Annotated in this window: 12 protein-coding genes; 5 read left to right on the top strand and 7 right to left on the bottom strand. The window is 66.4% G+C overall.

What is annotated here, in order from left to right; genetic code table 11:
• Positions 1-20 precede the first annotated feature (20 nt).
• On the bottom strand, positions 21-1,118 hold the full coding sequence (locus NU688_RS17005; RefSeq protein WP_257861918.1) for a glycosyltransferase family 4 protein: 1,098 nt from the start codon (positions 1,116-1,118) through the stop codon (positions 21-23).
• Positions 1,119-1,163: 45 nt separating this feature from the next.
• On the opposite strand from NU688_RS17005, the gene NU688_RS17000 reads away from it, so the two are divergent.
• The gene (locus NU688_RS17000; RefSeq protein WP_257861917.1) at positions 1,164-1,934 is read left to right on the top strand and encodes a glycosyltransferase family 2 protein; all 771 of its coding nucleotides are present in this window, start codon (positions 1,164-1,166) and stop codon (positions 1,932-1,934) included.
• A 66-nt stretch (positions 1,935-2,000) separates the two neighbouring features.
• Entirely contained in the window at positions 2,001-4,049 is a 2,049-nt protein-coding gene (locus tag NU688_RS16995; RefSeq protein ID WP_257861916.1) for an acyltransferase family protein, read from the top strand.
• Here NU688_RS16995 and NU688_RS16990 read toward each other — a convergent pair.
• From NU688_RS16990 to NU688_RS16980, 3 genes are read right to left on the bottom strand one after another with little or no spacing between them, the layout of a single operon-like run.
• Complete coding sequence (locus NU688_RS16990; protein ID WP_257861915.1) at positions 4,046-5,098, bottom strand: glycosyltransferase family 2 protein; 1,053 nt, start codon at positions 5,096-5,098, stop codon at positions 4,046-4,048. The genes NU688_RS16995 and NU688_RS16990 overlap by 4 nt on opposite strands.
• Before the next feature lie 28 nt (positions 5,099-5,126).
• Positions 5,127-6,131: a glycosyltransferase family 2 protein gene (locus NU688_RS16985; protein ID WP_257861914.1), complete on the bottom strand. Its 1,005-nt coding sequence runs from the start codon at positions 6,129-6,131 to the stop codon at positions 5,127-5,129.
• Complete coding sequence (locus NU688_RS16980) at positions 6,128-7,960, bottom strand: glycosyltransferase family 2 protein (RefSeq protein WP_257861913.1); 1,833 nt, start codon at positions 7,958-7,960, stop codon at positions 6,128-6,130. The genes NU688_RS16985 and NU688_RS16980 overlap by 4 nt, the downstream gene beginning before the upstream one ends.
• A gap of 93 nt (positions 7,961-8,053) precedes the next feature.
• On the opposite strand from NU688_RS16980, the gene NU688_RS16975 reads away from it, so the two are divergent.
• From NU688_RS16975 to NU688_RS16965, 3 genes are read left to right on the top strand one after another with little or no spacing between them, the layout of a single operon-like run.
• Positions 8,054-9,472 (top strand): mannose-1-phosphate guanylyltransferase/mannose-6-phosphate isomerase, encoded by a 1,419-nt coding sequence (locus NU688_RS16975; protein ID WP_257861912.1) that lies wholly within the window; start codon positions 8,054-8,056, stop codon positions 9,470-9,472.
• Positions 9,469-10,272, top strand: a complete 804-nt coding sequence (locus tag NU688_RS16970; protein ID WP_257861911.1) for an ABC transporter permease — start codon at positions 9,469-9,471, stop codon at positions 10,270-10,272. Before NU688_RS16975 ends, NU688_RS16970 begins: the two co-directional genes overlap by 4 nt.
• Positions 10,273-10,275: 3 nt before the next feature.
• A complete protein-coding gene (locus NU688_RS16965) occupies positions 10,276-10,980 on the top strand; it encodes an ABC transporter ATP-binding protein (RefSeq protein ID WP_257861910.1) in 705 nt (234 codons plus the stop codon).
• Here NU688_RS16965 and NU688_RS16960 read toward each other — a convergent pair whose 3' ends face one another.
• From NU688_RS16960 to gmd, 3 genes are all read right to left on the bottom strand, one after another.
• Positions 10,981-14,997, bottom strand: coding sequence for a glycosyltransferase (locus tag NU688_RS16960; RefSeq protein WP_257861909.1), 4,017 nt, complete (start codon positions 14,995-14,997; stop codon positions 10,981-10,983).
• Between the two features lie 42 nt (positions 14,998-15,039).
• Positions 15,040-17,580: a glycosyltransferase gene (locus NU688_RS16955; protein WP_257861908.1), complete on the bottom strand. Its 2,541-nt coding sequence runs from the start codon at positions 17,578-17,580 to the stop codon at positions 15,040-15,042.
• 70 nt (positions 17,581-17,650) lie between these two features.
• A complete protein-coding gene (gmd, locus tag NU688_RS16950) occupies positions 17,651-18,688 on the bottom strand; it encodes a GDP-mannose 4,6-dehydratase (protein ID WP_257861907.1) in 1,038 nt (345 codons plus the stop codon).
• Positions 18,689-18,727 lie beyond the last annotated feature (39 nt).

The following is an 18,727-nucleotide window of genomic DNA, read 5'->3' as shown; positions in this document are numbered from 1 at the left end:
GGGAACGAACGGAAATTCTCTCAAGGCCGCAACCAGCGCGGGACCTTGAATCGCACGATCATGAGGTACGCACCGACGTACGTCGTGACGAACAGCAGGCAGAACAGCATCAGCACGATGGTGTTGTTCCAGAACAGCACCGCGGGCACCACCGACAGCGCGGCGAACATCCAGAGGTACGGCGATGTGCGGTTGTTGCGCGCCAGCAGTTGCCGCGCCTCGTCGTCCGCCAGCGCCACGCGCACGATGCGGCGAAAGATCAGCTGGTGGAAGTGCAGCGCATCGGCCGTACCGGGCGACTGCCCGCGCGCGAGCTTGCGGTAGATGGAGAACAACGTCTCCCACACGGGATAGATCAGCAGCAGCATCGGGAACCACGGCGACACGACGCGGTGCCGCTGCACCAACGTCACGCAGGCCACGGCGATCACCATGCCCCAGACGTAGGCGCCGCCGTCGCCGGCAAAGATCTTGCCGCGCGGATAGTTCCAGACCAGGAAGCCGACCGTGGCGCCGACGAGGCACACCATCATGGCCGCCAGTTGGCGGTCGCCCACCTGCAGGGCCACGTGCGAGATCGCCAGGCACACCAGCACGGCGACCGTGCCGGCCAGGCCGTTGTAGCCGTCGATGATGTTGAAGGCATGCGGCAGTCCGCCGATGGCGAGCGCCGCGAAAAGCACCGTGGCGTACGGCAGCATGGCCAGCCAGCCATCGACCAACGGGATGCCGGTGCGCGCAACGCCCAGGCCGAGCAGCCAGCACACCAGCAGGGCCGAGCCGATGGTGAGGCCCAGCCGATAGCGCACCTTCACCTGCTGCGTCATGTCCTCGACGATGCCGCCCAGCACCGCAGGCGCGATGCACAGCAGCGTCAGCATCGAGGTCTTGACCGGCCACGACACATTGAAGGGATCGGTGCCGGTGATGCCCGCCGCCAGCCAGGCCACCCCCATGCCCAGCAGGATGCCCGCACCGCCCAGGCGCGGCACGTGGCCCTTGTGGAAGCGCTGCGGCATGTCGGCGCCGTAGAGCCGTGCGTGCCTGCGCGCCCGGCGCATGAAGAGCTGGACCGCGAAGGCGGCGACGAAGAAACTGATGACGATCAGGGCAATCATGTGTGGGAGTTGGGGAACCCTAGAATTCCCGAGCGAAATTAGACCATGCCCACGCCTCCATCCCCCGCCTCCCCCGCTCCTTTGCCCTCGATCACCATTTCCATCGTGAGCCACGGCCAGCTCGCCCTGGTGCAGCCGCTGCTCGACCAGTTGGACCGGTACAGCCGCGCGTCGATCGCCAAGGTCGTGCTCACGGTGAACATCCCGGAGCCCGACGTGCTGGCGGGGCAAAGCTGGGGTTTCGAGGTCGAGCGGATCGAGAACGCGAGCCCCAAGGGCTTCGGTGCCAATCACAACCAGGCCTTCGGGCGCTGCACGACGCCCTGGTTCCTGGTGCTCAACCCGGACATCCGTTTCGACAGCGACGTGCTCGCGCCGCTGATCGTGCAGGCCACACCTGACGCCGGCCTGATGACCCCGCGCATCCTCGAGCCCGGCAAGCACGCGCCCGAGCCGCACCGGGCGCTGCTCACGCCCTTCGAGATCCTCGGGCGCAACAAGCCGGGCTACGTGCGGCCCACCGTGCCCGCGTGGATTCCGGGCCTCTTCATGCTGTTCCGGAGCGACGCCTACCGCGAGATCGGCGGTTTCGACGAGCGCTTCTTCATGTACGGCGAAGACTTCGACATCTGCGCCCGCACCCAGCTCGCAGGCTGGAAGCTGCAGATCGGCGAAGACCTGCTTGCGCGGCACGACGCCCAGCGCGCCAGCCACCGCAGCAAGCGCTATCTGTACTGGCACGCCACCAGCCTGCTGAAGGTGTGGCTCTCGGGCGCCTTCTGGCGCTACCGGCGGATGCAGCCACCCCGCCCCTGAGGAGGGCGAAAAGCGTTTGCGAAGACAATCGGGAACGAAAAAAGCAAGCGCGCCTTCACACCAACGATGACGACGACAACGACGAGCCCGACGCTCCACAACGAACACGCCCACCTGGTTCACCCCAAATACCGCCCGGACATCGACGGGCTGCGCGCCGTGGCGGTGCTCTCGGTCCTGGGTTACCACGCGTTCCCGCAGTGGATCAAGGGCGGCTTCATCGGTGTCGACATCTTCTTCGTCATCTCGGGCTTCCTGATCACCACGATCATCCTGGCCAGCTTCGAGGGCGAGGGCTTCAGCTACCGCGAGTTCTACGCCCGGCGCGTGAAGCGGATCTTCCCGGCGCTGGCGCTGGTGCTGGCGGCCACGCTGGCCTTCGGCTGGTATGCGCTGCTGCCCAACGAATGGGTGCAGCTCGGCAAGCACGTGGCCTCGGGCGCCGGGTTCGTCTCGAACTTCGCGTTCTGGAGCGAGGCCGGCTACTTCGACAACGCGGCCGAGACCAAGCCGCTGCTGCACCTGTGGTCGCTGGCCATCGAGGAGCAGTTCTACATCTTCTGGCCCGTGCTGCTGGGCCTCGCGTGGAAGCGCAAGTGGCGCGTGCTCTGGGTGGTGGGCATCGTGGCAGGGGCATCGTTCCTGCTCAACGTGACGACCATCCACAGCCACCGCGAGGCCGCGTTCTATTCGCCGCTCTCGCGCTTCTGGGAGCTGATGATCGGCGGCATGCTCGCGTACATGCGGCTGCACCGGCCGCTGCCCAAGCCGGGCTGGGGGCGTCATGCGCAGTCCATCGCCGGGCTGGCGCTGATCGTGCTGGGCCTGTGCCTGATCCGCGGTGGCAAGGCCTTCCCGGGTTTCTGGGCGATCCTGCCGACGCTGGGCGCCTTCTTCTGCATCGCCGCGGGGCCGACCGGCGTGCTGAACCGCTACGTGCTCGCGTCGAAGCCGATGGTGTGGGTCGGGCTCATCAGCTATCCGCTGTATCTGTGGCACTGGCCGCTGCTGGCGTATGCGCGCATCCTGGAAGGCAAGCTGCCTTCCGACGGCATCCGGGCGCTGATGCTGGTCGCCTCTTTCGTGCTCGCGTGGCTGACCTACCGTTTTGTGGAGCGCTACACCCGCAAGACCGAGAACCCCACGGTGACCTCGGGCCTCGTGGCCGCGATGGTCGGTTTCGTTGTGCTCGGCCTGCTGGCCACCACGGGCTACTACGTCGGACGCCACAGCGATCCGTACTTCAACAAGACCGCCGCCGCGGCGAAGGACTGGGCGTACCCGGACGGCCTCAACCCGATCAAGGTCGATGGCGAGGTGCTGCAGCAGATCGGGCACGGCAAGCGCCGCGTGCTGTTCTTCGGCGACAGCCATATCGAGCAGTACGGGCCGCGGGCGGTGGAACTGAGCAAGACCGCGCCGGACACGCTCGATTCGCTCTCCTTCGCGACCTGGGGCGCCTGCCCGCCGATTCCCAACGTGGTCGACGAGCAGAACAACCTCTGCGCGGAACGCCGCGACGGCGGCATGCGCCTGGCGGTGAGCGACAAGTTCGATGCGGTGGTCTTCGGCGGCTGCTGGAACTGCTACTTCTCGGAAACCGACAAGCCCACCGCCGACAACGCCGCGGCGGACCGCTACTACTACCTCGACGGCAAGAACAAGCGCCGCTTCATGGGCGGTGGCGGCGCGGACTTTGCGCTCAACACCCTCGAGACGGTGATGACGGCGCTCTCCAAGCACAAGCAGGTCTACCTGCTGCTGGACAACCCGGTCGGTGAAGGCTTCGGCCCCGAGGAGTTCGTGAAGGGTGGCCGCCTGGGCAACATGAGCGTCGGGCGCATGTCGCCGACCGCGCCCTGGGTGTCGGAACAGAAGGCGCTGCACGAGCGCATGCGCCAGATCGCGCAGCGCAGCGGCGCCATCGTGATCGACCCGATTCCGACGCTGTGCGAGAAGGACTGGTGTACCCGCGCGGACGCTGATGCCACGCCGATCTACAAGGACGCTGGGCACCTGCGCGCCGAATACGTGCGCAAGTTCGCCACCTACATCGACCCCGCGATGACCACGCCGAAGCAGCCTGCAGCGGCTGCCCCGGCCCCTGCCCGCTAGGCGTACAGGCGCCGCAGGCTGCGAATGCCGGGCAGGCGCGTGACGGCGCCGACCAGGCGCACCACGCCCGGCGGGCAGTGGTTGAGCAGGAACAGCGTGATCCGCAGGCGCAGCTTCTTCTTGCGCCCCACATACGGATTGGCCAGCACCATCGCGCCGTATTCGTTGAGGATCGCGCTCATCTCCTCGCGGTACTGGTCGTCGTTCTTGATCGACTCGATCGCGTGGTTCACGAAGTACGGCTGGAAGCGGGGCACCAGGCAATCGCGAAAGTAGTAGCGACCGCGCAGGTGCTCGTCGGGGAACATCTGCGTGAGCTTCTTGAAGTACTTGAAGCGGCTGCGGATCATCCGGATGCCGAAGGACGTGCTCGCCGTGTGGATGCACCAGACGGTGACGGCCTTGTCCACGAAGTAGTTGCTGAACCCCTTGCGGAAGATGCGCAGGAACAGGTCGTCGTCCTCGAAGCCCATGAACTGCGAATCGAAACCGTCGACCGCCTCGAAGGCCTTGCGGCTCACCAGCGCGGCCGACGGCAGCACGAACATGTCGTTGCGCAGCAGGTCGTTGATGTTGCGCTTGGGGTGCGTCGCGTGCTCCTTGATCACGCCGGTGCGGACCACGTTGCCGTCGGCGTCCGCTTCGTACAGGTCGGCGTAGACATAGCCGAACAGCCGGTCGCCGGGCGGAATCGAGGCTGCCAACGTCTCGATGTGGTTGGGCAGGTAGAAGTCGTCCTGGTCGAGAAAGCAGATGAAGTCCGAGGTGGAGGCCTTCACGCCTGCGTTGCGCGCCGACCCCTGCCCGCCGTTCTCCTTGTCGATGATGCGAAACGGGTAGCGCGCGGCCAGCGCATCGAGCGAAGCGCGCTCTTCGGGGCGCGAGCCGTCGTTGACCACGATCACCTCGGCCGCGGGCACCGATTGCTCGAAGACGCTCTTGACCGAGCGCTCGATGAAATCGGCGCCGTTGTAGAACGGGATGATCACCACGACGCTCGGCCAGGCGGTCGGTTGCGCTGCGATGGTGGAATCTGGGGAGGCGTTCATTGGATTCATGGTTCTTTGGGGGCGGAGCCTACACAGATTCGAAAAGGTCGCGGACCACGCCGCGCACGCCGCGGCCGAACTTGTCGTAGCGGCCGGTCATGGCTTCGCGGGCGATCGGCACGATGCGCGCCAGCCGCGACGCGGGCAAGGCGGCGCGAAAACGCTGGTGCTCGATCTTGCTGCGCACCTTGGCGATGATCTCGGGCGGGACCCGGTCGCCCAGTTGCAGCAGCCGCGCGAGCAGCAACTCGGCCTTGATCGCACGCTCCACGTGCGTGTTGCCGCGAGAAGCCAGCGCCTTGCGCACCTTCTCCGCAAAGGTGTCGCGCCGCGCGCCGATCTGGTTGGACTCGTGCTGGCGGTAGTCGATGAGGGACTGCTCCAGCAGGTCGACCCGCGCCGTGCTCGACGCGACGATGCTCAGCCATTCGTCGTGCACCCACTCGACCGGCAGCGGCAAGGCGTCGGCCAGCAGCGTGCGGCGAAAGACGGTGGTCGCACCGGTCACCAGATTGCGGCGCAGCAGCGCGTCGAAGGCCTTGCCGCCGTGCACCTGCGCGAGCTCCAAAGGCGTGACCTCGAGCGCATGGAACAGCGTCTGGTTCAGATCGCGGCGCTCGGAATCGACCAGCCGCGCATCGGTGTGCAGCAGCAGCAGGTTGGCGTCCTGCTCGAAGCGCGCCACCATCAGCGCGAGCCGGTCGGGCATCCACACATCGTCCTGGTCGCTGAGCGCGATCAGCTCGCTGGTGCAGGCGCTGATGGCTTGTTCGAAGTTCTTGACGACGCGCAACGCGACCGGGTTCTCGAAGACCCGCAGGGCGATCGGCGGCCCCGGGCGCTCGGCCGCGCATTCGGCGACGGCGGCGCGCACCACCTCGACCGAGCCGTCGCGCGAGGCGTCGTCGGACAGCACGATCTCGACCGGCGGCCGGGTCTGCAGGCAGATGCTGCGCACCTGCTCGCGCAGGAACCGGGCGCCGTTGTAGGTGCAGAGCGCGACGGAGACTTCGAGGGGACGGGGAGCGTTCATGGGTGGGTTGCCGGGGCGGCGTCGCTGCGGGGGTCGCGCGGCGGCCATGCCAGGTCGAAATCTTCGATGTCGAGCGTGAGGTTGGGGTTGTAGGCGGGGTCGTGGGCGATCAGGCCGGCCCAACGGCTTTGCATGAACGCGGACTCGCGCGCGAGCCGGTCGCGCGATTCGGCCGCCACTTCGAGGCCACGGCTCGCCGACTCGTGATGCAGCAGCTCGGCGTATGGCGTCCAGACATTGCGATAGCCGGCTTCGCGCAGGCGCAGGCAGAAGTCGACGTCGTTGTAGGCCACACCGAGCTGCGCTTCATCGAGACCACCGACCTGTTCGTAGAGCGACTTGCGCACGACGAGGCAAGCCGCGGTGACGGCGGAAAAATTCTGGACCAGTTGCGCGCGGCCGCCATGGCCCGCGACGGTCGATGGCAGGTGCTTGTGCGCATGCCCGGCCATGCCCCCGACGCCCAGCACGACGCCGCCATGCTGGATGGTCATATCGGGATAGAACAGCTTCGCGCCGACCGCGCCCACGCCGGGCTGCAACGCGAGCGACACCATCTCGTGAAGCCAGTCGGACGAGATGACTTCGATGTCGTTGTTGAGCAGACCGATGAGCTCTCCGCGCGCCTGCGCCACGGCGGCGTTGTTGAGCGCCGAGTAGTTGAAGGGGCGGTCGTCGCGGATCACGGTGATGCCCGGCTGCGCATCGAGCGCGGCGAAGTACGCGAGCGCCTCGACATCGTCCGAGCCGTTGTCGACCAGCAGGATCTCGTAGTTCGGGTAGGCGGTTTCGAGGACGATGCTTTCGATGCACTGGCGCACCAGGTTCACGCCGTTGCGGGTCGGGATGACGAGCGAGACGAAGGGCGGCGCCTCGGGCAACGCATAGTGCGCGCGAAGGCCGTGGGGCGTGACCTCGGCGGTGGCCGCGGCGCCGGTGCGCTGGAAATGGCGGTCGAGCGCTTGTGCGTCGGCTGCATCAGGCGCTGCAAGCGGAGCACTGGAATGGCTGAGGATGCGCGGGATGTGGCGGATCTGGTCGGGTCGAACGTGCTCCACGCAGCGCAATGCCAGGTCGAAGCCCTGCGCGCCATTGGTGGCTGCATTCAGCCCCCCGGCTTCGTCGAACAGGCTGGTCTGGACAACGCCCATCGGCGAGAAAAGATTGCGGGACAGGAACAGGTCCGGGTTCCAGTCGGGCTTGAAGCAGGGATCGCTGCGACCGCCAGCGGCATCGACCACGTCCGTGTCGGCATACAGCATGCGGGCCTCGGGATGCGCGGCGATCTCCTTCGCGATCGTGAAGAGCGCGTGGGCGCTCAGCGTGCAACCTGGCTCGAGCCAGACGATCCAGTCCGCATCCACGGGAGCGGTCGGCGGGCCGGCCTGGAGCTTCCACTCCTTGTAGGACTGAGCCGCCAAGGACCGGGTCGTTTCCTGCAACGACGCTGCGTTTGAAGTCAGCACCAGAAAGCGGGGACGCGTGGGCCACGCGGCCATCTCCACACGCCGGCTGTCTTCACGAGCGTCGCTGCCGGGGTTGTCGTAGCGCGCCACCCAGTCGGCGTAGCTCCCCCGTTTGGCGAGAGCGGCCGCCGCCGGCACGCCGCGAACAATGCGCTGAAAATGCCCGCCGAGCCACCGCAGCGGAGCCGTCAGGCGCCAGCTGCTGGACTGCGTCATGCCACGGACCTGCGCATCCAGGGCCTTGACCTGCACCTCCAGCAAACCGATCTGCCGCTGCAACTGGGCATTGCTCGAAGCGATGTCGAGCCCGCGCCGCCGCCGGGGAAAGGGCTGCGCAGCCGGCAGCGTAGGCTTACTGAACATTGCTCGAGATCACGAAAATAGACGCTTCCAATCGTTACGGGGCCGCCTCGTGGGGACCGGTAAAATTATCCCCTCATCACACCCTATAAAAAAATGCGCGTCCTTTCAGTTGTGCTCTCAGGGGGGGCAGGTTCCCGGCTTTGGCCAGCGTCTCGGCAAGCCTTTCCCAAGCCCTTCATGAAACTTGGTGGCACCACCCTGCTCCAGCAGGCCATCGAGCGGGGCCAGGCCTGCGGCACGGGCGACCTGATGGTCGTGACCAACAAGGACCACCTGTTTCTCACCAAGGACGTGCTGCGCCAGATGTCCGACCCGCCCGAGGCCACGCTGCTGCTCGAACCCCGGGGCCGCAACACCGGGCCGGCGATCGCCTTGGCCGCGCTGCAGTGCATCCGGCAATTCAGCGGCGACACCGTGATGCTCGTGCTCTCGGCCGACCACCTGGTGCCCGACATCGAAGCCTTCGTGGCCAGCGCCAACCAGGCGTTCCGCCTCGCCACCCAGGGCAAGCTGGTGGTGTTCGGCATCAACCCCACGGGGCCCGACACGGGCTTCGGCTATGTCGAGGTGGCCAAGGTCTCGCGCGAGAGCCAGGCGGCCAAACGCTTCGTCGAGAAACCCGATCTCCAGACCGCCCAGGAGTACCTGGCCACCGGCCGCTACTACTGGAACAGCGGCATGTTCTGCTTCACCGCGGACGCCATCGTCGCCGCCTTCGAGCGCCATGCGCCCGAACTGCTGGCCGCGGCACGCCGCGCGCTCGAGTCGTCGCAGACGGCGGGCGAGACGATCCAATTCGACCTGCACACCTTCGGGCTACAGCCTGACATCAGCATCGACTACGCGATCATGGAGCCGGCCGACAACGTGCACGTGGTGCCTGCCAAGTTCGGCTGGAGCGACGTCGGCTCGTGGCCGGCGCTGGCCAAGGTGCTCACGCCCGATGCCAGCGGCAACACCATGCCCTCGAACGTCGTGGCCATCGACACCACCGGCACCCACGTCCAGGTCGACAGCCACTCGCCCAAGCTGGTGGCCACGCTGGGCGTGCACGACCTGGTCATCGTCGACACGCCCGACGCACTGCTCGTGGCGCACAAGGACAGCGCCCAGGACGTGAAGAAGGTGGTCGACACGCTGAAGGCCCGCAAGCACGAGACGGTGCATTCGCCCGCGGTGGTCAACCGCCCGTGGGGCACCTACTCGGCACTGAAGGAAGAGGAAGGCTACAAGGTCAAGCGCATCACGGTCATGCCGGGAGAATCGCTGTCCTTGCAATATCACCACCACCGCGCGGAACACTGGGTCGTGGTTCAGGGCCGCGGCATCGTCCAGATCGGCGATGTCGAGCACGAAACCCTGCCCGGCCAGTACCGCTACATCCCCTTGAAAGAGAAACACCGCTTGACCAATATCGGCGACGAAGAACTGGTGCTCATCGAAGTCCAGTGCGGCGGCTACCTTGGCGAGGACGACATCGTTCGCCTCGCAGACACTTACGGACGCACATGAGCCAAGTTCACTCCAATCTGCATCGAAGCGCCATTTCCGACTGGTGGGAAGGCACCCGCCGCACCGACATCTGGTGGACGCTCGCCTGGTTCGACATCGTGCTGCGCTACCGCCGCTCCATGCTCGGGCCGCTGTGGCTCACGCTGAGCATGGGCGTCATGATCAGCGGCATGGGGCCGCTGTACGCGTCGCTCTTCGGCACCAAGCTCAACGAGTTCTTTCCACATCTGGCGCTCGGCGTCATCTTCTGGGCCTTCTTCTCCAGCGTGGTGACCGATGCCTGCAATGCCTTCGTCGGATCGTCCAACTACCTGAAGCAGGGCTACTTTCCGATCAGCCTCTTCGTCTGGCGCAGCATGGCGCGCAACGTGATCCAGTTCGCCCATCAGATCGTGCTCTACGTGCCGGTGGCGCTGTGGGCGGGCATCTCGCTGTCCTGGTCGGCGCTGCTGGTGTTGCCGGCCTTCCTCATCCTGATCGTCAATGCGCACGCCCTCGGCCTGCTGCTCGGCCTCGTCTGCACGCGCTACCGCGACGTGACCCAGATCGTGACCAGCGTGATGCAGATGCTGATGTTCCTCACCCCGGTGTTCTGGGTGCCTTCGAGCCTGCCCGCGCGCGCCAAGTACATTCTCTGGAATCCCTTCGCGCAGATGCTGGACTTGCTGCGCACCCCATTGATGGGCGGTGTCGCCGATGTCCACAACTGGCTGGGCATCCTGTGCTGGACGGCAGTGAGCATCATTGCCGCGACCCTGCTGTTCGCCAAATACCGTCGCCGCGTCGTCTACTGGCTCTGATCCATGGCATTCATCTCTCTCAAAAACGTCGCCGTCAATTTCCCGATCTACGGAGCCGGCGCGGCATCGCTCAAGAAGACGCTGGCGGCATCGGTCACCGGTGGACGCTTCGGCAAGGAAACCGGCGTCACCGTGGTGCAGGCGCTCAGCGGCATCAACATCGAGCTCAAGAGCGGCGACCGGCTGGGCCTCGTTGGCCACAACGGCGCGGGCAAGTCCACGCTGCTGCGCACGCTCGCAGGCGTATATGAACCCTCCTCCGGCGAATTCACCCGGCAGGGCTCGGTGGCGAGCCTGATCGACCCGTCGCTCGGCATCGAGATGGACGCCACCGGCATCGAGAACATCATGCTGCGCGGCCTCGTGATGGGCATGAGCAAGAAGGCGGTCGATCGGCTCACCGACGATATCTGCGAGTTCAGCGGCCTGGGCGAGTACGTCAACATGCCCGTTCGCACCTACTCCACCGGCATGATGATGCGGCTGGCGTTCTCGATCTCGACCAGCGTCGAGGCCGACATCCTGCTGATGGACGAATGGCTCTCGGTCGGTGATGCCGAGTTCACCGAAAAGGCCGAGAAGCGCATGCGCGACGTGGTGTCCAAGTCCGGCATCCTGGTGCTGGCCTCGCACTCATCGGAACTGATCGCCAAGGAATGCAACCGCGTGATCCACATGGAGCACGGGCGGATCGTCGAGGTTTCCTGATCAGTCGTCGCGGCGCCCGTTGCGGGCGTCCCGCTGCTGCGCCCTGATCTCGGCCAGCCGGTCCGCGGCCTTTTGCCCGGCAACGTCGAGCGACAGCGCGCGCTCGGCACTGGCCTTGGCCGCGGCCCCCAACTCGGCCGCCCAGGCCTGGTCGTCGAACACGCGCCGCATCAGTTCGGCGGCATGCGCCTCGGAGGGCTCGGCCCATTCGAGGTGCGCGTCGTAGGGCGGGATCGACTTGCCCAGCTTCACGAGTTCGTAGTCCACCAGCAGGCTGTTGCTGCTGTCCATGAAGTCGACGTTGCCCGAGAAGTTGGTGGCAATGACGGGCTTGCCCATGAGCATGGCTTCCGCCATGGTGAGGCCCAGGCCCTCGCTGCGATGCAGCGACACGTACGCATCGCAGGCATCCATCAGCGAGAGCACGTCCTCGGGGCTGTACACCTCGTTGATGATCGTCACGTTGGCCGCCGCGGCGGCCGCCGCCTGCAGGGCCTCGAACTGCTGCGGATGGCGATCGCCGAAGGAGGTCTTGAGCACCAGTTGCACCGTGTCGTCGGCACCGAAGGCGCGCGTGAAGGCACGGATGAGCCCGATGGGGTTCTTCCGCTCCATGACGCTCATCATGTGGAAGGTGAACAGGAAGGTGTAGGGCTCGTCCCTGAGGCCGAAATGCGAGCGCGGACGTCGCTCGAAGGGGCCGAGCTTCACGCCCGGGAACAGCGTGCGCACCGGCTGCGCCAGCCGGGCGCGCAGGCCGCGCGCCACGAACTCGGTGGCCGCCCAGACCTCGTCGACCTTCTCGGCGTGCGCCACCCACGAATCGGGAATGGAATCGAACTCCCAGTACCAGTAGCCGATGCGATAGGTGCGCGGCGAGCGCTCGTGGAGATCGCTGCGAGCGAACGCCAGGTCGAAAAAGGGCTCGGGCTGCGCGTGGATCAGCGTGGTCCCGAAATCCTCGAAGCCATCGAACTTCGCATGCGTCGGATCGTCCTTGCGGTCGGTCTTGAGATCGCGCAGCGAGGTCTTCACGCCCACGCGCTGCAGGCCTTCGACCAGCGCCTCGACCGAGACGCGCAATCCCGAGGGATAGGAGAAGTGCCCGATCACGTTGACCCCGGGCACGACCATTTCCGCCGCGACCTGTGCGGTGTCGAGCGCGGCGCACCATGCGGCGACCTCGGCCGGCTGCGCCGCGGCGGGCGCGGCCAGCCATTCGATCAACGCAGCGGCATGGCGCGCATCGTCGAGCGCGCGCGGATGTTGCAGGCGCCAGTCCTCGCGGGCCAGGTAGGCCATCCGGATCTGCGCCGCGGGCGTCATGTCCACGCGCCAGTGCGCCGGATCGACCCATGCATCCTTCACGCGGTAGGTCGCGCCGAACCAGGCCGCGAACGCGCGCCGACCGAAAATGGTGAGGCCGTCCGGATAGAGCGTTTGCCAGGCGGGTGCGAAGGCATAGGCCCGCAGCAACTCGACAGCGGGCTGCTCCGATGCCTCGCGCAACAGCCACCAGACTTCTTCGAGCCGCAGGCCCGTGGCCTGGCGGCCCTGCCGCATGAACCACTGGAACAGCTCGAACTGCCCCGTCGGCAGCAGGCCGTGGGGCAATGGGGTCTTGATGTCGTCGTGGAAAAGGTAAGTCTGGCGCGCGCGCGCGCCAAGGTCCATCGACAGGCAGCCCGCCACGAGGTCTCGCGCGCTGTCTGACAGGTGCAGCGCCTTGCCGCCTTCGTGCGCGATCCAGCGACCGAATTCACCGTCGGTGCCACCGGACAGCGCCTGCGGAAAGCGCCGGGCGATGTCGGGGCGGGTGCGCAGCAGGTCGAGGCACCAGCGTGCCGCGGACCATGTGTCGGCGATGCGGTGCGAGGGCTCCGGGGCCCACACCACATCCTCCCTCGGCAGGCCCGCGGCCTCCAGGCAGGTGCGGTCGTTGGACAGGTCGAGCACCGTGGCTGGCAGCATCAGCGAACCGAGCGCGCGCGTGTCGGCCATGAGGCTCTCGCGCACCGTGGGTGCGCCGCCCAGCCGCAGCGCGGGAATCGGCTCGCGGGCATCAAGCTCCGGGTGCAGGTAGGGGTCTTCGTCGATGCCCAGCAGGCGGATATCGTCGGCGAGGCGCTGCATGTCGAGCGTCGGATTGACCGTACCGCGCGTCGCACCTTCGTGATGCCGCAGCCGGGCATGCGGCGCATAGGCCGTGCGGTAACCCGCGCGCCAGATGTTCAGGCACAGCGCAACATCGCTGCAGGCCACCAGGTAGGCCTCGTCGAATCCGCCGACGCGCTCGAAGGCCTCGCGGCTCACCAGCTGGCACGCGCCCATGATGGCGAGCCAGTTGCGCGGATGGCCCGCGGACCCGAACACGCCCCACGCTGCGCTCTCGGCCGAGCGGTACATGAGCCCGCACAGGTGGATCCCCACGCCGACGCCGCCGTGCTGCAGTTGCCCGTCGGGATAGAGAAGCTGCGTGCCCACGACACCGACCCCCGGGCGCTGGGCAAAGCGCACCATCTCCTGGAGCCAGTCGCGGGACAGGACCTCGATGTCGTTGTTGAGGAACAGCAGCAGCTCGCCGCGCGCAAACGACGCGCCGTGGTTGCATGCCGCCGAGTAGTTGAATTTCTTGCTGAAGTGAACGATCGACACCTGCGTGTGGTGCCGGAGCTCTTCGTAGTAGGCCTGCGTCTGGAGTTCGACCGAGCCGGTGTCCACCAGGATGATCTCGGTGTTGCCGTAATCGGTGCCCGCCAGCAGTCCGTCGATGCAGATTCGCAGCAGGTCGACCTTGTCCTTGGTCGGGACGATGATCGACACCAGCGGCTGATGGGCCAGCGCCCAGGTGGCTCGCTGCGTGCCGTCGGGCTGCGTCTCGATGGCGGCATCGACGCCATGGCGCACCCAGTGCCTGCGCAGCGCCTCGCGGTGTCCGGCCGCCTCCGGGGTCCCGGGGCCGGCGCGCTCCCGGTTGCCGCCGGTCTTCCGGTGGCACAACACCTTGGGAATGCGGGTGACGATGCCGGCCTGTTCGCTCGCCCTCAGGTTGAGGTCCCATTCGACGCCGGCCTCGAGGGTCGGATCGATGCCGCCCGCCGCCTGGAGCACGCTCGCGCGCAACAGCGTCAGGCGCCCGAAGTAGTTGAAGGCATAGAGCAGGTCCGGCGACCAGCCGGGCTTGAAGTACGGGTTCTGGCGAAACCCCTCTGCGGAGATCTCGTCCTCGTCGCCGTAGACGATGTCGCTGTGCGGCGCGCGTGCCAGTGCACAGGCGATTTCGTCGAGTGCGCCCGCCGCCACGATGTCGCCGGCCTCGAGCAGGGCGACGAACTCGCCCGTGGCCTGTGCCGCGCAGGCGGCCAGGCTCCGCGAGCGCGAGCCCTTCGGGACCGCGATGCGGACGATGCGCGGGTCCTTGGCCAGCAGCGTGTCCAGCACGGACTGGAGGGCCGCCCCCGCATCGCCGGTCTCGACCGCGACCAGGGCCTCCCAGCGCCTGGAGGCCTGGGAGCGCAGCGACGCGAGCGTTCGCAGCAGCGCCTCGGGATCGCGCTCCGCGGCCAGGAGAAAAGACAGCTGCGGCGCCTGGGACGCATCGCCGGCGACAGACGACCGGGTCTCGGTGCCGGCGACCCACGCGCCATAGGCATCCTCGGGATCGGGCGTTCCGCCGAGCGATTCCTCCTCCGGACGCTTCATGCGCAGGGCGCGCAGCCGCTCGGGCATGCGCCAGGGCGTCAGCGCCCACCATGCGGCCTTTGCGCCGCGCCGCAGGTTGGCGCGCACGGGCTCCGGCATCGCGTCGGCCGCCTTGCGCAGCGGCGCCGTGATGCGCCAGGAGATCGAGTTCTGGATCTCGCGCTGCTGCGTCAGCGCAGCGTTCGCCCGCTCGTTCGCCGCATCGAGCAAGGCCTCGAACGCGGACGCGCTGCCGCCTTCGATCTTCTCGACGTCATCGGCGGCCACCGGCCCCTCGTGGGCGGGGCGATTCGGGATCGATTCGTTCTTGTTCATTGAAAAGGCGTGACGACTCGAATATGAAAACGCACGAATTTCTCAATCGGTCCGGGTCGGTTCGAATTCACCGTTCTCCCTCATGATCGCTTCGAAGAACCGCTGTCGCTGGTGCGCCTGCCGCGCGGCCCAGACCTTGTCCGCGGTGGCCAGCGCCTGCAGGCACAGCGTCTGGGTCGCCGCTCTCGAATAGTGCTGCTCGACATAGGCCAGTCCGGCCTCGCGCATGCGCAGCCACGACGCATCGTCCTGGTAGATGCGCAGCACCTCGGCGGCAAATTGTGCGGGATCGTCCGTGATCGAAAGATGGCCTTCTTCCGACGTCGCGATGCCTTCCGCGGCGATCCGGGTCGCCACGCTCGGAACGCCATGGGCCAGCGCGGTCACCAGCTTTCCCTTGATGCCGGCCCCGTAGCGCAGCGGCGCCACGAACACGCGGGACGTCAGGAAGTACGGTGCGAGCTCTTCCACGAAACCCGTCACGATGACGCGCTCCGACGCCAGGTCCTGCACCTCCTTCGGCGGCTGGTTGCCGACGACCAGGAGCCTGGCGTGCGCCGGCAGGTCGCGCTGCAGCACGGGCCAGATCGACTGCATGAAGAACAGCATGGAGTCGACGTTGGGCGCGTGCGGAAAGTTGCCCAGGAACATGATGTCCGCGCGGTTCGCGAAGCCCGGGGTGTCGCGAAAGACCTCCGAGATCCAGGGCAGCACGACCATGTTGTCGAGCGCGCGGGGCACGGCAGCCTGGATCACGTCCCTCTCGATCTGCGTGTGGACGAACGAGGCATCCGCACGCAGGAACATCTCGAGTTCGTTCTTCTTGGTGGACTCGGAACGCAGGAGCGCCAGTTGATCGTTGGCGTTCTCGGCCGCACGCGCTTCGCGCAGGAAATGAAGGTCGACGTTGGCGAACAGCACGCGCGTGGCCGGCGCCTTTTCGCGCAGTTCCCCGTGGATCGCCTGCGCCACGTTGTAGCGGTACAGCAGCGCGTAGTCGAAGCAATTGTCGAGATCGAGCACCTCGCCGACGTCGCTGGAAAACGGCTTGTAGTGGCAGCACACACCCCGGCGCTGCAGCGCGGCCGTGTACTTCTTCGACCAGTACGGCGAATGAAGCGGGAAGAAGCTCTCGCCGAAACCGGCCTCGCGGTAGGAGGCCATGACCTCGTTGGTCACGATCGAGCCCGAATCCTGGTCCGGCGTGGGTGTCAGTGCATCGACGAAGAGGATGTTCTGCCCGCAGCGCCAGCTGGCCGCGCGCACCGAGCTCGAACCCGGCTGCGGGTGCGCGACCAGTTCGGCACGGAAGCGTTCGGCGAACTTCTGCAGGTTGGTGACCTGGTAGGCCTTGATGCCCTGCGTGACGTCGCGCCCGTGGGTGATGCCTTCGTAATGGATGACGCGCGACGTGGGAACGAACCACACCTCGTAGCCGGCGCGGCGCAACCGGAATGCCAGGTCGGCGTCCTCGCAGTACGCCGGCTTGTAGACCGGATCGAAGCCGCCCATCGCATCCCAGACCGATTTGCGGATCGCGATGGAGGCGCCCGAAATGAAGTCGGCCTGGCGCGCGAAGCAGTACTGCGGCCGGTTGGGATCGTCGCCGCGGCCGTAGTTGTGGGCGGACCCGTCGCGCCAGAAGATGCCGCCGGCCTCTTGCAACGTGGCGTCGTCGTTGAACAGCTTCGAGCCGACCATGCCGGCCTTGGGAAACAGGTCGAAAGCCTCGACGAGTTCGTCCAACCAGCCGTCGAGCACCCGCGTGTCGCTGTTCAGCAGGACGATGATTTCGCCCCGCGCCAGCTGCACGGTCGAATTGCAGCATTCGAGAAAACCGCCGTTCTCGGCGCGGCGCTCGTAGCGGATCCAGGGAATGCTCTTGAGCACGTCCGTGCGCGCGGCCGCGGGCGATGCATCGTCCGCCACGATCACCTCGACCGAATACTTCGAGCGCAGCCGCGCGAGCGAGTCGAGGCAATTGAGCGCGAAGTGCGTCTGCCCGTACACCGGGATGACGATCGAGACCTTGGGCGATGCGGCATCGATGGTCAGAAGCGGCGTTCTCGATGCCATCGCCCTGGCCGCCTCGACGACCGTGGCACCGGCTTCGCGCTGCGCGAAGTCGAAGCCCGCACCGCCGAAGTACGCACGGCCGGCCATCAATTCGTAGTGCACCACGTCGTCGGGCAGCGGGTACAGCCTGTCGTCCTCGAACCATGGGGTCTCGGCGATCGACGCCTGCGGAAGGATGCGGCCGTCCGTCTTGCCGTAGCGCACCCAGTGGGCCAGCGGATCGAGCCCTGCCTGCCGCACGTCGGGATTCCTGCCGAGGTAGGCCCGCACCGAGAACCGGTCCGAGGGCTCCATGGCGTGCTTCCACCCGTGCGCGAGGTAATGCTGCAGCGGATCGGACGCTCCTGCGGCAACGACGGGGTACTCGCGGCGATAGAAGTCGGCGTCGAACAGTCCCTGCTCCCGGATTCCACGAACGATGGAAGCCCTGGAGCCCAGGCTCTTTCCCAGGTTGCGCGCCTGCCTTCCCAAGCGTCGGACAACCTTCTTGAGTTCGTTGATCACCATTCTTTTCCTTCGGCGTCTTGGTGCGCCTGTTCCGCGTTGCGGACGTGCGGGCCGGACGATCCGGCCACTGTCAGAACGAGTGACCGCTCTTGTTGCGGCGAAGGTCTGCTTCCACCATCATCGTGCAGAGTTGTTCGAGCGTTGTCTTAGGCTCCCAGCCGAGCTTTCGCTTCGCCCGCTCCGGATTGCCGATCAGCAAATCCACTTCGGACGGCCGATAGAACTTCGGGTTCACCCTGACCATCGTCTTGCCGCTGGCGATGTCGATGCCGACTTCGTTCTGCTCCTCGCCTTCGAAGCGCAGCTCGTAGCCTGCCGCCTTGAACGCGAGATCGACGAAGTGCCGCACCGTCTCGGTCCGGTTGGTGGCCAAGACGAAGGTATCGGCTTCGTCGACCTGCAGCATCCGCCACATGCCTTCGACGTATTCCTTGGCGAAGCCCCAGTCCCGCTTGGCGCCAAGGTTGCCCAGCTCCAGCACCTCGAGCTTGCCCAGCTTGATCTTGGCCACGGAGTCGGTGATCTTGCGGGTCACGAATTCGCGGCCGCGCAGCGGACTCTCGTGGTTGAACAGGATGCCGCTGCTGCCGAAGATGTCGTAGCTCTCGCGGTAGTTGATCGTCATCCAGTGCGCAAAGAGCTTGGCGACGCCGTAGGGGCTGCGGGGATAGAAGGGGGTTTCCTCGACCTGGGGAATCGCCTGCACCTTGCCGAACATCTCGGAGGTGGACGCCTGGTAGAAGCGAATGCCGCGGTCGGTGAGGCGGATGGCTTCGAGCAGGTGGAGCGCGCCCATGCCGGTGATCTGCGCCGTGGCGTCGGGCTGGTTGAAGCTCACGCCCACGAAGCTCTGCGCCGCCAGGTTGTAGACCTCGTGCGGCTTGGCTTCCTTGATGAGCGTCAGCGAGCTTCCGAGATCGGTGAGGTCGTGCTCCACGAGCTTGAGGTTGGGATCGTCTTGAATGCCCAATTCCTCGATCCGCCAGAAGTTGACGGAACTGGTGCGACGGAATGTGCCGTGCACGACATAGCCCTTGCTCAAGAGCAGTTGGGCCAGATAAGCGCCGTCCTGACCTGTAATACCGGTGACTACTGCGTGCTTTTTCATATTCAATCTCGAATCTTCTTCAGTTCAGGGGCAGGGCGT

The organism is Variovorax sp. ZS18.2.2 (genome assembly GCF_024701975.1).
Taxonomy (GTDB): Bacteria; Pseudomonadota; Gammaproteobacteria; order Burkholderiales; family Burkholderiaceae_C; genus Variovorax.
The sequence above is the reverse complement of the archived record's forward strand: the minus strand, read 5'-3'. Positions and strand labels throughout refer to the sequence as shown.

Bases quoted from the DNA above. Each gene is read 5' to 3' on its own strand.
- NU688_RS17005 (WP_257861918.1), bottom strand. From the start codon at position 1,118: ATGATTGCCCTGATCGTCATCAGTTTCTTCGTCGCCGCCTTCGCGGTC.
- NU688_RS17000 (WP_257861917.1), top strand. From the start codon at position 1,164: ATGCCCACGCCTCCATCCCCCGCCTCCCCCGCTCCTTTGCCCTCGATC.
- NU688_RS16995 (WP_257861916.1), top strand. From the start codon at position 2,001: ATGACGACGACAACGACGAGCCCGACGCTCCACAACGAACACGCCCAC.
- NU688_RS16990 (WP_257861915.1), bottom strand. From the start codon at position 5,098: ATGAACGCCTCCCCAGATTCCACCATCGCAGCGCAACCGACCGCCTGG.
- NU688_RS16985 (WP_257861914.1), bottom strand. From the start codon at position 6,131: ATGAACGCTCCCCGTCCCCTCGAAGTCTCCGTCGCGCTCTGCACCTAC.
- NU688_RS16980 (WP_257861913.1), bottom strand. From the start codon at position 7,960: ATGTTCAGTAAGCCTACGCTGCCGGCTGCGCAGCCCTTTCCCCGGCGG.
- NU688_RS16975 (WP_257861912.1), top strand. From the start codon at position 8,054: ATGCGCGTCCTTTCAGTTGTGCTCTCAGGGGGGGCAGGTTCCCGGCTT.
- NU688_RS16970 (WP_257861911.1), top strand. From the start codon at position 9,469: ATGAGCCAAGTTCACTCCAATCTGCATCGAAGCGCCATTTCCGACTGG.
- NU688_RS16965 (WP_257861910.1), top strand. From the start codon at position 10,276: ATGGCATTCATCTCTCTCAAAAACGTCGCCGTCAATTTCCCGATCTAC.
- NU688_RS16960 (WP_257861909.1), bottom strand. From the start codon at position 14,997: ATGAACAAGAACGAATCGATCCCGAATCGCCCCGCCCACGAGGGGCCG.
- NU688_RS16955 (WP_257861908.1), bottom strand. From the start codon at position 17,580: ATGGTGATCAACGAACTCAAGAAGGTTGTCCGACGCTTGGGAAGGCAG.
- gmd (WP_257861907.1), bottom strand. From the start codon at position 18,688: ATGAAAAAGCACGCAGTAGTCACCGGTATTACAGGTCAGGACGGCGCT.